Origin of the sequence: Burkholderia sp. RS01, from assembly GCF_039748055.1 — a bacterium.
Classification (GTDB): Bacteria; Actinomycetota; Actinomycetes; order Actinomycetales; family Micrococcaceae; genus Arthrobacter.
Map to the genome: position 1 here is coordinate 1 of NZ_JBDLAK010000001.1, position 12,641 is coordinate 12,641.

The 12,641-nt window shown below is 61.7% G+C and carries 13 protein-coding genes and 2 pseudogenes; 6 read left to right on the forward strand and 9 right to left on the reverse strand.

Going from position 1 to position 12,641, the window contains the following annotated elements; translation table 11 throughout:
- Positions 1-101: 101 nt before the first annotated feature.
- Entirely contained in the window at positions 102-308 is a 207-nt protein-coding gene (locus ABFP37_RS00005; RefSeq protein WP_347032380.1) for a hypothetical protein, read from the reverse strand.
- Between the two features lie 131 nt (positions 309-439).
- Here ABFP37_RS00005 and ABFP37_RS00010 point away from each other — a divergent pair, with 131 nt between their 5' ends.
- The gene (locus ABFP37_RS00010; protein ID WP_038635110.1) at positions 440-1,030 is read left to right on the forward strand and encodes an acyl-homoserine-lactone synthase; all 591 of its coding nucleotides are present in this window, start codon (positions 440-442) and stop codon (positions 1,028-1,030) included.
- 31 nt (positions 1,031-1,061) lie between these two features.
- On the opposite strand, the gene ABFP37_RS00015 is transcribed toward ABFP37_RS00010, so the two are convergent.
- Positions 1,062-1,727: an autoinducer binding domain-containing protein gene (locus tag ABFP37_RS00015; protein WP_347032381.1), complete on the reverse strand. Its 666-nt coding sequence runs from the start codon at positions 1,725-1,727 to the stop codon at positions 1,062-1,064.
- Between the two features lie 322 nt (positions 1,728-2,049).
- A complete protein-coding gene (locus ABFP37_RS00020; protein ID WP_347032382.1) occupies positions 2,050-3,036 on the reverse strand; it encodes a hypothetical protein in 987 nt (328 codons plus the stop codon).
- 431 nt (positions 3,037-3,467) lie between these two features.
- Here ABFP37_RS00020 and ABFP37_RS00025 point away from each other — a divergent pair.
- Together ABFP37_RS00025 and ABFP37_RS00030 are read left to right on the forward strand one after the other, a co-directional pair.
- A pseudogene (locus ABFP37_RS00025) lies at positions 3,468-4,232 on the forward strand (NADP-dependent isocitrate dehydrogenase); the annotation flags it as partial.
- Between the two features lie 114 nt (positions 4,233-4,346).
- Complete coding sequence (locus ABFP37_RS00030) at positions 4,347-4,937, forward strand: acyl-homoserine-lactone synthase (RefSeq protein ID WP_038635110.1); 591 nt, start codon at positions 4,347-4,349, stop codon at positions 4,935-4,937.
- 31 nt (positions 4,938-4,968) lie between these two features.
- On the opposite strand, the gene ABFP37_RS00035 is transcribed toward ABFP37_RS00030, so the two are convergent.
- Positions 4,969-5,634 (reverse strand): autoinducer binding domain-containing protein, encoded by a 666-nt coding sequence (locus ABFP37_RS00035; RefSeq protein WP_347032381.1) that lies wholly within the window; start codon positions 5,632-5,634, stop codon positions 4,969-4,971.
- A gap of 389 nt (positions 5,635-6,023) precedes the next feature.
- Between ABFP37_RS00035 and ABFP37_RS00040 the strand changes: the two are divergent.
- Positions 6,024-7,478: pseudogene (locus tag ABFP37_RS00040) on the forward strand (NADP-dependent isocitrate dehydrogenase); the annotation flags it as partial.
- A gap of 118 nt (positions 7,479-7,596) precedes the next feature.
- On the opposite strand, the gene ABFP37_RS00045 reads toward ABFP37_RS00040, so the two are convergent.
- Positions 7,597-8,274, reverse strand: a complete 678-nt coding sequence (locus ABFP37_RS00045; RefSeq protein ID WP_347032383.1) for an SRPBCC family protein — start codon at positions 8,272-8,274, stop codon at positions 7,597-7,599.
- An 83-nt stretch (positions 8,275-8,357) separates the two neighbouring features.
- Between ABFP37_RS00045 and ABFP37_RS00050 the strand changes: the two genes are divergently transcribed.
- Positions 8,358-8,948 carry an acyl-homoserine-lactone synthase gene (locus ABFP37_RS00050; protein ID WP_038635110.1) on the forward strand — a complete coding sequence of 197 codons (591 nt, stop codon included), beginning with the start codon at positions 8,358-8,360 and terminating at the stop codon, positions 8,946-8,948.
- 31 nt (positions 8,949-8,979) lie between these two features.
- On the opposite strand, the gene ABFP37_RS00055 is transcribed toward ABFP37_RS00050, so the two are convergent.
- The 4 genes from ABFP37_RS00055 to ABFP37_RS00070 all read right to left on the reverse strand — a co-directional run bounded on the left by ABFP37_RS00055 (position 8,980) and on the right by ABFP37_RS00070 (position 11,869).
- A complete protein-coding gene (locus ABFP37_RS00055; RefSeq protein ID WP_347032381.1) occupies positions 8,980-9,645 on the reverse strand; it encodes an autoinducer binding domain-containing protein in 666 nt (221 codons plus the stop codon).
- 315 nt (positions 9,646-9,960) lie between these two features.
- Positions 9,961-10,170 carry an SRPBCC family protein gene (locus ABFP37_RS00060; protein ID WP_347032384.1) on the reverse strand — a complete coding sequence of 70 codons (210 nt, stop codon included), beginning with the start codon at positions 10,168-10,170 and terminating at the stop codon, positions 9,961-9,963.
- Between the two features lie 125 nt (positions 10,171-10,295).
- On the reverse strand, positions 10,296-10,676 hold the full coding sequence (locus ABFP37_RS00065) for a hypothetical protein (RefSeq protein ID WP_347032385.1): 381 nt from the start codon (positions 10,674-10,676) through the stop codon (positions 10,296-10,298).
- Positions 10,673-11,869 carry a serine/threonine-protein kinase gene (locus tag ABFP37_RS00070; RefSeq protein WP_347032386.1) on the reverse strand — a complete coding sequence of 399 codons (1,197 nt, stop codon included), beginning with the start codon at positions 11,867-11,869 and terminating at the stop codon, positions 10,673-10,675. Before ABFP37_RS00070 ends, ABFP37_RS00065 begins: the two co-directional genes overlap by 4 nt.
- A 46-nt stretch (positions 11,870-11,915) precedes the next feature.
- On the opposite strand from ABFP37_RS00070, the gene ABFP37_RS00075 reads away from it, so the two are divergent.
- Positions 11,916-12,524 carry an acyl-homoserine-lactone synthase gene (locus tag ABFP37_RS00075; protein ID WP_131949441.1) on the forward strand — a complete coding sequence of 203 codons (609 nt, stop codon included), beginning with the start codon at positions 11,916-11,918 and terminating at the stop codon, positions 12,522-12,524.
- The last annotated feature ends 117 nt before the right edge of the window (positions 12,525-12,641 follow it).

Below are 12,641 nucleotides of genomic sequence, written 5' to 3' on the forward strand. Positions count from 1 at the left end.
TCCCACCTGCCCACGGCGCGGTTTGGGTTTGTGTCTACTGGCTACACGCCCGACGGCGGCGGCCCCTCCAGGGGGCGGCCGCCGTCGGGCGTTAACTTGGTTTAGTTGTCCTCACGTTCTCTGTCAGGTTCGCCTGCCGCCTCCGGGAGGCTGATCTCCCGGGGCTTTGCCAAGGCCATCCGCTCCGGCGTCCAGTACGCCAGGACTTCCTCCGGCGTCTGGCTGACCTGGGCGAAGCTCACAGCTTCGCCACTTTCATCGCGGGGCAGCGATCCCGCCGGCCCGGAGCCGTCAGGCGGACGAGGCATTCTGGTAAACCTTCTCTCCCCCAACGAATGGCTTGACCTCGATTCCACCGAAGCCCCTACCAGATCTTGCAGGTGCCAAGCCTGTGCAAGTCCTCTATAAAACTGCACTCCATCCCTAAGGAACCCCAGCAATGCACATGGAAGAGCACACACTGAGCGAAATGGACGATGAGCTGAAACTCATGCTCGGCCGCTTTCGGCACGAACAATTCGTCGAGAAACTCGGATGGCGGCTGCCCGCCCATCCGAGCCAGGCAGGTTGTGAATGGGATCAATACGACACCGAACACGCCCGCTACCTCCTGGCGTTCAATGCAGACCGCGCCATCGTTGGCTGCGCCCGGCTGATTCCCACCACGCTCCCCAACCTGCTTGAAGGGGTGTTCAGCCATGCCTGCGCCGGGGCGCCGCCCAAGCATCCAGCCGTCTGGGAAATGACTCGCTTCACCACCTGCGAACCGCAATTGGCGATGCCGTTGTTCTGGAGAAGCCTCAAGACGGCCGCCCTGGCGGGCGCAGAGGCCATCGTCGGGATCGTCAACAGCACCATGGAGCGCTATTACAAAATCAACGGAGTCCACTACGAACGGCTGGGCCCGGTCACGGTGCACCAGAATGAGAAAATCCTCGCCATCAAACTCTCGGCCCACCGCGAGCACCATCGCAGCGCGGTCGCACCGTCAGCCTTCATGTCCGGCACATTATTGAAAGAGACAGCTTGATACGGGCCGAGTCGTCCTTTTTGAATGCCCCTCAGATATAGCCCATCGCGACTGCGTAAGACACTGCCTGCACGCGGTTACTGGCGCCGATTTTGCGCTGGATGTTGCGGTGATGGTAATTCACGGTATCGGTGCACACCCCCATGATCACGCCGATTTCCTCCGAGGTCTTGCCGTCGGCCGTCCAGCGCAGCACATCACATTCCCTCCCACTGAACGCCACGCCCGTATTGAAGACACGCACGTCGCTCTCCAGCTCGGAAATTTTCTCGTGGGCCGCGGCGGCAAAGGCTCTGGTCACCGGCTTCAAGGCTTCAAATTCCTGAAGGCTGATGGGGTTGTTCTTGCGCGCCAGGCTTAACACCCCGACCCTCCCCTGGGCGTTGAACGAGGGTTGTGCCAGGCCGTGGCATAAATGTGAATCCTTGGCTTCAGACCACAGGTCCGCGCATCCCCGGAACAACTCATTGCTCCATAGAATGGGGGCCGACGAGACTTTGCTGTGCTTCACCGTGGGATCGATCACCGCGTAGTTAGCCGCCTGATATCGCTGCACCCAGTCCTCGGGGTAATTGCCGTACATATAAGTCCTGGGCCGCATGAACGGGGTCACGCTGCACATGCCGTAGGCAAAAAAATCAAACCGTAGTTCGCGCAAGGCCCTCAACGCGACAGCCGTAAACTCCTGCATATCCATGGTTCGCGCAAAGATACTATAAAAGTACGCATCCCATCCCAACTGCTGCCCTAATTCCATTTTGAGCACCACTAAAGTTGAAAACAGGCCGTTAGACTAGACCAACCTGAATCTCTGTCAACAAGCAAAATCACATCGTCATAGAAGGCTTTGCGCTAGCACTAGATTCATTGCGCCTAATCCAACCAACTACTTAGAACATTGCATCCCGGCGATGTTAGTAAGCCATTACCGCCTCTCAGCCGACGAATGAACCTGCCTCTTCACAATAATGCAACAGTTCATTCGGTGGGCTGCAGCCAACCCGTTCATACGCTAATCACTACAAGATCTGGTAGTCCACCCCCAAGAAACGCAGGTGTATAAACAACACCCGCTCAGCACCGCCAATGGTCTTTCCCCAGTACGGTCCGAACATCGTGGTGGACTGCGTGCCGTAGCCGTAGCTGTTGATGGAGTTCTGGAAGCCGTTGGAGTCGCGGTCGGCGTCCGTGCCGCCCTGCACGAACCACGGCCCGCCTGAGGAACCGCCGGTCATGTCACACGGGATGCCCTGGGTCTTGAACTGGGGGTTGATGGAGTCCGTGCCGGCCTTGCCCGTGCAACTGACCAGAGTCTGGCCGGTGAAGGGGACCGCTGCCGGGTAGCCGAACGACATATAGGTCATCTCGCGCGCCTGGTTGAACTGGACGCCGGATGCGCCCACCACGTCTGACAGGCTCTCACCGTTGACCTTGGAGACGATAGCGAATCCCGTGTCGTACTGAATGTTCCCCAGCTTGCTCCACTGTGACGGCGCGTAGAGTTTCCTGGCCGGCCACTTTCCGTAGGGCGCCGTACCGTTGACGTACCCCGGCACGAAGACGAAGTTGGTGGCGAAGGCGCCGGGGCCCTCGTTGACACAGTGGCCGGCAGTGGAGACGGTGCTCTTGTTGTCGGCAATCACCGAATTGCCCGAGCAGACGTAATTGGCGCCGGCCATGGTGAAGAAGACCTTGCCGATGTGGGCGATGGGGGCAACGTTGGCGTGCAGCGCCTGCAGCGTGACCTGCGCTGTGGTGCCCGCGATCTCGGTACTGGTGCCTGTTTCCGCGACGTCGGCAGTGGCGGACGGGCCTTGGTTGATCTGACGGGCCACTGCCTTGTCAGCCAGCACATCGCCGGGAACAGCTGCCCGCATACGCTCGGGCGTCCAGTATTGGTCCGTGGGTGAATTGGAAACTACGGTGCTGGTGACCTGCAGCGGGTCGGAATCCTGCGACTTTGCAGGAGCAGCGGTTGCGCCGCCGGCTACGGACAGCGCCAGCATCAAACCAGTTGAAAGGCTCGCCAGGCTGGTCGCCAGAGTCTTTTTACTCGTCATTGCGGTCCTACCTATCGGGGTGGAGGGCGGGCGATGGTGGTGCCAGCCGAGTGACGGATTGACCTACCCGGGTATGACAAGCGCTGTAGTTGGAAACGTCAAGTGTGTATTCCAGGTAGGGGTTGTGTAGATATTTCCCCGCCGCGAGGGGTTCACTGGTACGTTCAGCCGCCGGAGCGGTTTTCCTTCATGAGCTAAAGATAGGGCTCAGCCGGGTTTCGGACAATGGATCGTTGCCGCGGATGGCCCGGAGGGTGGTCACGGAATCGGGTCCGGGTGACCCGGTAGGGTTCAAAACGGTCTCCTCGGGTAAGTTAAAGGTTGGTGAAATAGCCGGATTTCCATATACAAGCCGACCTTCAGGGAGACGCCCGAGCATGGCCAAAATTATCTATACCCACACCGACGAAGCGCCGATGCTGGCCACATATTCGTTCCTGCCGATCGTCGAGGCGTTCGCCTCCACCGCAGGTGTGCAGGTGGAAACCCGCGACATTTCCCTGGCCGGCCGCATCATCGCCGTCTTCGGCGACTACCTCACTGACGAGCAGCGGATCAGCGACGCCCTGGCTGAACTCGGCGAACTGGCGAAGAAGCCGGAATCCAACATCATCAAGCTGCCGAACATCAGCGCCTCCGTGCCGCAGCTGAAGGCGGCCATCGCAGAGCTTCAGGCCCAGGGATACAAGCTGCCGGACTACCCGGACAACCCGTCGTCGGACGAAGAAACCGTCATCCGCTCCCGCTACGACAAGATCAAGGGCTCCGCCGTGAACCCGGTCCTGCGCGAGGGCAACTCGGACCGGCGCGCGCCGCTGTCCGTGAAGAACTACGCCCGCCAGAACCCGCACTCCATGGGTGCCTGGTCGTCGGATTCGAAGACCAACGTTGCGCACATGGACGCTAATGACTTCCGTTCCAACGAAAAGTCCGTGGTCATCCCCGCTGACGGCACCATCGAAATCCAGCTGGTCCGCGAAGACGGCACCGTCAAGGTCCTGAAGAAGGCCTTCCCGGTCCTCGCCGGCGAAGTGATCGACGGCACCGTGATGCGCGCTGCTGCGCTGGACGAGTTCCTCGCCGCCCAGGTTGCCCGGGCGAAGGACGAGGGCGTGCTCTTCTCTGCTCACCTGAAGGCCACCCCCCCAACGAATGGCTTGACCTCGATTCCACCGAAGCCCCTACCAGATCTTGCAGGTGCCAAGCCTGTGCAAGTCCTCTATAAAACTGCACTCCATCCCTAAGGAACCCCAGCAATGCACATGGAAGAGCACACACTGAGCGAAATGGACGATGAGCTGAAACTCATGCTCGGCCGCTTTCGGCACGAACAATTCGTCGAGAAACTCGGATGGCGGCTGCCCGCCCATCCGAGCCAGGCAGGTTGTGAATGGGATCAATACGACACCGAACACGCCCGCTACCTCCTGGCGTTCAATGCAGACCGCGCCATCGTTGGCTGCGCCCGGCTGATTCCCACCACGCTCCCCAACCTGCTTGAAGGGGTGTTCAGCCATGCCTGCGCCGGGGCGCCGCCCAAGCATCCAGCCGTCTGGGAAATGACTCGCTTCACCACCTGCGAACCGCAATTGGCGATGCCGTTGTTCTGGAGAAGCCTCAAGACGGCCGCCCTGGCGGGCGCAGAGGCCATCGTCGGGATCGTCAACAGCACCATGGAGCGCTATTACAAAATCAACGGAGTCCACTACGAACGGCTGGGCCCGGTCACGGTGCACCAGAATGAGAAAATCCTCGCCATCAAACTCTCGGCCCACCGCGAGCACCATCGCAGCGCGGTCGCACCGTCAGCCTTCATGTCCGGCACATTATTGAAAGAGACAGCTTGATACGGGCCGAGTCGTCCTTTTTGAATGCCCCTCAGATATAGCCCATCGCGACTGCGTAAGACACTGCCTGCACGCGGTTACTGGCGCCGATTTTGCGCTGGATGTTGCGGTGATGGTAATTCACGGTATCGGTGCACACCCCCATGATCACGCCGATTTCCTCCGAGGTCTTGCCGTCGGCCGTCCAGCGCAGCACATCACATTCCCTCCCACTGAACGCCACGCCCGTATTGAAGACACGCACGTCGCTCTCCAGCTCGGAAATTTTCTCGTGGGCCGCGGCGGCAAAGGCTCTGGTCACCGGCTTCAAGGCTTCAAATTCCTGAAGGCTGATGGGGTTGTTCTTGCGCGCCAGGCTTAACACCCCGACCCTCCCCTGGGCGTTGAACGAGGGTTGTGCCAGGCCGTGGCATAAATGTGAATCCTTGGCTTCAGACCACAGGTCCGCGCATCCCCGGAACAACTCATTGCTCCATAGAATGGGGGCCGACGAGACTTTGCTGTGCTTCACCGTGGGATCGATCACCGCGTAGTTAGCCGCCTGATATCGCTGCACCCAGTCCTCGGGGTAATTGCCGTACATATAAGTCCTGGGCCGCATGAACGGGGTCACGCTGCACATGCCGTAGGCAAAAAAATCAAACCGTAGTTCGCGCAAGGCCCTCAACGCGACAGCCGTAAACTCCTGCATATCCATGGTTCGCGCAAAGATACTATAAAAGTACGCATCCCATCCCAACTGCTGCCCTAATTCCATTTTGAGCACCACTAAAGTTGAAAACAGGCCGTTAGACTAGACCAACCTGAATCTCTGTCAACAAGCAAAATCACATCGTCATAGAAGGCTTTGCGCTAGCACTAGATTCATTGCGCCTAATCCAACCAACTACTTAGAACATTGCATCCCGGCGATGTTAGTAAGCCATTACCGCCTCTCAGCCGACGAATGAACCTGCCTCTTCACAATAATGCAACAGTTCATTCGGTGGGCTGCAGCCAACCCGTTCATACGCTAATCACTACAAGATCTGGTAGTCCACCCCCAAGAAACGCAGGTGTATAAACAACACCCGCTCAGCACCGCCAATGATGAAGGTCTCTGACCCCATCATCTTCGGCCACGTGGTCAAGGCGTACTTCTCCGAACTGTTCGACACCTACGGCAAGCAGCTGGCCGCTGCCGGCATCAGCCCCAACAACGGCCTCGCCGCCATTCTGAGCGGCCTGGACGACCTTCCCGAGGACGTGCGCGAGGGCGTCAAGGCCGCGATCAAGAAGGGCCTGGAAGATGGCCCCGCCCTTGCCATGGTCGATTCGGACAAGGGCATCACCAGCCTGAACGTACCCAGCGACATCATCGTGGATGCCTCCATGCCGGCCATGATCCGCACCTCCGGCCACATGTGGGGCCCGGACGGCAAGGAAGCCGACACCCTGGCGGTTCTTCCGGACAGCTCGTACGCCGGCATCTACCAGGTGGTCATCGATGATTGCCGCGCCAACGGCGCCTTCGATCCCACCACCATGGGCACCGTGCCGAACGTCGGCCTCATGGCCCAGGCCGCGGAGGAGTACGGCAGCCACGACAAGACCTTCGAAATCCAGGCGCCCGGCAAGGTTCAGATCGTGGACGGCTCCGGTGCTGTCCTGATCGAACACGAAGTGGCGCCCGGCGACATCTGGCGTGCCTGCCAGACCAAGGACCTGCCGATCCGCGACTGGGTCAAGCTGGCAGTCACCCGCGCCCGCGCCTCGAAGACGCCCGCTGTGTTCTGGCTGGACGAGGACCGCGCGCACGACGCCCAGCTGATCGAAAAGGTCCGCGAGTACCTCAAGGAACACGACACCGAGGGCCTGCAGATCGAAATCATGTCCCCGGATAAGGCCACGGCATTCACGCTGGAGCGCATCCGCAAGGGCGAGGACACCATCTCCGTCACCGGCAACGTGCTCCGCGACTACCTGACGGACCTGTTCCCGATCCTGGAACTCGGCACGAGCGCCAAGATGCTGTCCATCGTTCCGCTGATCAACGGCGGCGGGCTCTTCGAGACCGGCGCCGGCGGATCCGCCCCCAAGCACGTCCAGCAGCTGCTGCAGGAAAACCACCTCCGCTGGGACAGCTTGGGTGAATTCCTGGCGCTCGCCGTCAGTTTCGAGCACCTTGCCAACACCACGGACAACGCCCGGGCCCAGGTCCTGGCCGACACCCTGGACCGCGCCACCGGCACGTTCCTGCTGGAGGACAAGTCCCCGAAGCGCAAGGTGGGCGAGCTCGACAACCGCGGCAGCCACTACTACCTGGCGCTCTACTGGGCCCAGGAGCTGGCCAAGCAGACGGAGGACGCCGAGCTGGCGTCGTCGTTCGCCGAGGTGGCCGCGGCACTGGCGTCCAACGAGGAGGCCATTGTTGCCGAGCTGCTGGAGGTCCAGGGCTCTCCCGTGGACATCGGGGGCTACTACCGGCCCGACGCCGCAAAGGCCTCAGCCATCATGCGGCCGTCGGCAACGCTCAACAAGGTTGTTTCCAGCCTGGGCTGATCTCCGGCAGCTTGCCTGGGTTTGAAGACGAAGCGCCCCGCCACTCGTTCGAGTGGCGGGGCGCTTCGGTCTATTGCCGTCCGTCCGCCCGGCTGGTTGGCCGGCCCGGATGCGGTGGTTAGCGGTCGGGCGTCTCGTCGCGGCGCGTGTCGGCATGCCGGGTTTCTGTCCGCGGGTCACCTGTCTCCGTGTCCCCGTAGGGTGCGTCGACGGCGAGATCCGGGTCGGCGTCGACCGGCCGTTCAGTGGCGGCTGCGTCGTAGGCGTCTCCTGATTCGTAGGTTCGGCCTGGGACGGCGTCCATGCCGGAGCCGGACGCGTAACCCGTGCCGTCGTCGGCAGATCCGTTGCCGATGCCCGCTCCTGCGGCGCCGGCTCCCGCGGTGCCCGCTCCTGCGGTGCCCGCTCCCGTAGCGCCCGCTCCCGCTCCCGTCGGGCTTTCCACTTCGCCTTCGTTGACGCTTTCACGCCAGGCGCCGGTTTCAGAGCCACGGCTCTCAATGAATTCCTTGAACTTCTTCAGATCCGAAGCAACCTGGCGGGAGTCGAGGCCAACGGCGGCGCCGATTTTCTCCATCGCTGATTCCGGCTCCCACGTGAGCTCGACATTCACCTTGGTTTCGTCAGGGCCCAGGGACTCGAACCAAACGGTACCGGCGTTACGGGGTTCGTTCAGGCTTTCCCACGTCACGCGCTGATCGGGTTCCTGAACAGTGATCTGGGCATCATATTCGCGCTTGACGCCGCCGATGCTGGTCTCGAAATCCCCCAACGAATGGCTTGACCTCGATTCCACCGAAGCCCCTACCAGATCTTGCAGGTGCCAAGCCTGTGCAAGTCCTCTATAAAACTGCACTCCATCCCTAAGGAACCCCAGCAATGCACATGGAAGAGCACACACTGAGCGAAATGGACGATGAGCTGAAACTCATGCTCGGCCGCTTTCGGCACGAACAATTCGTCGAGAAACTCGGATGGCGGCTGCCCGCCCATCCGAGCCAGGCAGGTTGTGAATGGGATCAATACGACACCGAACACGCCCGCTACCTCCTGGCGTTCAATGCAGACCGCGCCATCGTTGGCTGCGCCCGGCTGATTCCCACCACGCTCCCCAACCTGCTTGAAGGGGTGTTCAGCCATGCCTGCGCCGGGGCGCCGCCCAAGCATCCAGCCGTCTGGGAAATGACTCGCTTCACCACCTGCGAACCGCAATTGGCGATGCCGTTGTTCTGGAGAAGCCTCAAGACGGCCGCCCTGGCGGGCGCAGAGGCCATCGTCGGGATCGTCAACAGCACCATGGAGCGCTATTACAAAATCAACGGAGTCCACTACGAACGGCTGGGCCCGGTCACGGTGCACCAGAATGAGAAAATCCTCGCCATCAAACTCTCGGCCCACCGCGAGCACCATCGCAGCGCGGTCGCACCGTCAGCCTTCATGTCCGGCACATTATTGAAAGAGACAGCTTGATACGGGCCGAGTCGTCCTTTTTGAATGCCCCTCAGATATAGCCCATCGCGACTGCGTAAGACACTGCCTGCACGCGGTTACTGGCGCCGATTTTGCGCTGGATGTTGCGGTGATGGTAATTCACGGTATCGGTGCACACCCCCATGATCACGCCGATTTCCTCCGAGGTCTTGCCGTCGGCCGTCCAGCGCAGCACATCACATTCCCTCCCACTGAACGCCACGCCCGTATTGAAGACACGCACGTCGCTCTCCAGCTCGGAAATTTTCTCGTGGGCCGCGGCGGCAAAGGCTCTGGTCACCGGCTTCAAGGCTTCAAATTCCTGAAGGCTGATGGGGTTGTTCTTGCGCGCCAGGCTTAACACCCCGACCCTCCCCTGGGCGTTGAACGAGGGTTGTGCCAGGCCGTGGCATAAATGTGAATCCTTGGCTTCAGACCACAGGTCCGCGCATCCCCGGAACAACTCATTGCTCCATAGAATGGGGGCCGACGAGACTTTGCTGTGCTTCACCGTGGGATCGATCACCGCGTAGTTAGCCGCCTGATATCGCTGCACCCAGTCCTCGGGGTAATTGCCGTACATATAAGTCCTGGGCCGCATGAACGGGGTCACGCTGCACATGCCGTAGGCAAAAAAATCAAACCGTAGTTCGCGCAAGGCCCTCAACGCGACAGCCGTAAACTCCTGCATATCCATGGTTCGCGCAAAGATACTATAAAAGTACGCATCCCATCCCAACTGCTGCCCTAATTCCATTTTGAGCACCACTAAAGTTGAAAACAGGCCGTTAGACTAGACCAACCTGAATCTCTGTCAACAAGCAAAATCACATCGTCATAGAAGGCTTTGCGCTAGCACTAGATTCATTGCGCCTAATCCAACCAACTACTTAGAACATTGCATCCCGGCGATGTTAGTAAGCCATTACCGCCTCTCAGCCGACGAATGAACCTGCCTCTTCACAATAATGCAACAGTTCATTCGGTGGGCTGCAGCCAACCCGTTCATACGCTAATCACTACAAGATCTGGTAGTCCACCCCCAAGAAACGCAGGTGTATAAACAACACCCGCTCAGCACCGCCAGGACCGTCGTGTCGTCGAGTTGGCGGACGGCGTCGACGCCGCTCATGAAACGTGGGAAGTCCTCGAACTGGGTCCATTGGTTGTAGGCCTGGCCTACCGGGACGTTGACGTCGATGGATTCCTGAACAGTTGCCATGCGTAGTTCACTCCTTCAGCGTGCAGGCGGTTAGCCCGTAGTTCTGATTGCTGGGTGTTCGGGTGGAACATCTCCAACGTATCGGGAACGGATCGGCAATTGAAGAGAAGAAGTAAGTTTGCTGACTAAAAAGTGTGATGGGTTGCCGCCTTCGAGGCGGCTGCCTTCTTGGCCGCAGCCGCGGCCGTGAGGTCTGCACGCACGGCGTTGATGGCCACGGTGATGCTCTGGTGCCGCCGGAAGGACACCTGGCCGGCGACAGCAGCGGCGTCGAGCTCTGACCCCAGTCCGTCCAGCGACTTGAGGGCATTGGCGGGGTCGCTGCCGGCGGCAGCGCTGGTGACGGCGAGGACGCGTTGCTGAAGCTGGGCCGCGGTCTTGCCCTCCAGTTCCGGGGCGGGCCCGGCGCACCCGGCGAGCCCCGCGGCGAGGAGGCCGGCCGCCAGAGCGGCCGACGCGCGGATCCCGGGCGCACGACGCCGCCGTGGTCCGGCGAGCAGGATCACGGCTCCACGCTCTTCTGCAGCTCCGAGAGGTGGTCGCCCAAGGTTCCGGTCACGGTGGGGTACGTGACGACGTCGGGCGTTGTAGGTGACGTTAAGGCGACCGTCACCGCGGCTACGCCGCCGAGCAGCGCCGCAGCAACAAGGGCCGAAGCAATCCGGATGCGACGGCTGCGCCACTGCACGCCGGCGGGGCGCGAGCGGCCGTGCAAGCTTGCCGTCGCAGGTTCCTCGACCGGCTGTTGCGCCGTGTCATAGCCCACCGGAAGAAAGGACGACGGCCGCCGCGACGGCAGCGCCGGGAGGACCTTGGTATGTTCCTCGGCCAGTACTGCCGGGGTTGATTCAGGTGAAACCAAGGCTTGACGGAGGGCAATCTCCAGATCGGCGGCCGTCGGCCTGACCGCCGGATCGATGGCCGTCATGGAGGCCAGGAGCTGCGCCCACTCCGCCGGTACGTCCCCGGGGATTTCCGGCGCGCGGTGCAGGCGGGCCACTGCCGATTCCACAGCGCCGCCGGGGTATTCGACCGCACCCTTGATGCATTCCAGGAGCACGAGGCCCAGCGAGTAGATGTCCGTGGCCGGTGAGAGCGGCGAGCCCATGGCCTGTTCGGGGCTGAGGTACGCTGCGGTGCCCACCATGGTGCCGGTTGCGGTAAGCCGGGTGGCGTCGATGATGCGGGCGATTCCGAAGTCGGTCAGCTTGGGCCGCAGGGGTTCCCCGGGCCGGACCTGAACGAGGAGGATGTTGGCCGGTTTGATGTCGCGATGGATGATCCCCAGCCCGTGGACGTAGGCGAGGGCGTCGGCGATTCCGGCGCCGATCACTGCGAGTTCGTCGAGGGGGACCCGGCTGTGCCGCAGGCGGCCCCGCAGGTCCTGCCCCTCCACGAGTTCCATGGTGAGGAACGGCCGTGGCTGGTCCGGGATGCGCGTGTCAATGCCGGCGTCGAACAGCGTCACCAGGCTCGGATGGTTCAGCGTGGCCAGCAGCTCGATCTCGGCTTCCTGCCGCTTGAGCTCATCGGCGTCCGCTGCCTGGGGCGCGAACAGCTTCAGGGCCACATCCCTGCCGAGGTTCTCGTCCCGGGCCGTGTAGACCGAGGACATGCCGCCGCGGCCAATGACGTCTCCGAGCCTGTACCGCCCACCCAGTACTTCAGCTGCCACCCCGCGGGGCGAATCTTCCAACACTTTGCCGTCCTTATCCGCAGTGGCTCCGGTTAAGGGTAATACGCCCATGCGGACCTTCGTTCACGAAGAAGGGCGGTTACCACACGAACTTGCAGCGGATCTCGGGCGCTACCGGCGCCGCGTGTTCGTCGAACAACTCGGTTGGGAGCTCCCGTCGGCGAACGAAAGCTTCGAGCGCGACCAGTTCGATCGCGACGATACCGTGTACGTGTTCGCGCGAAATGCCGGCGGCGACGTGTGCGGATGTGCGCGCCTGCTGCCCACGACGCGCCCGTATCTGCTGCAGTCGCTGTTCGCCGACCTGATCGCCGCAGACATGCCGCTGCCGCAATCGGCGGCCGTCTGGGAGCTGTCCAGGTTCGCGGCGACCGACGACGAAGGCGGGTCGGGCAATGCCGAGTGGGCCGTGCGGCCGATGCTCGCGGCCGTGGTCGAATGCGCGGCGCAGCTCGGCGCGCGGCAGCTGATCGGCGTGACGTTCGCGAGCATGGAGCGGCTGTTCCGCCGGATCGGCATACACGCGCACCGCGCAGGCCCGCCGAAGCAGGTGGACGGACGTCTGGTGGTCGCATGCTGGATCGATATTGATCCGCAAACGTTTGCGGCATTAGGAATCAAGCCGGGGCAGGCAGCCCGGCAAGCCATCGCCGCCTGAATGCAACTGTGGGGGACCGCAGGACGATTCACGGCGGGCATGGCTGCGCCGGCGGCCTGGCTCCGGAACGTCCAAAGACCAATCGGAGCCGGACAGCCGGCCATGGAGCGCGGGGAT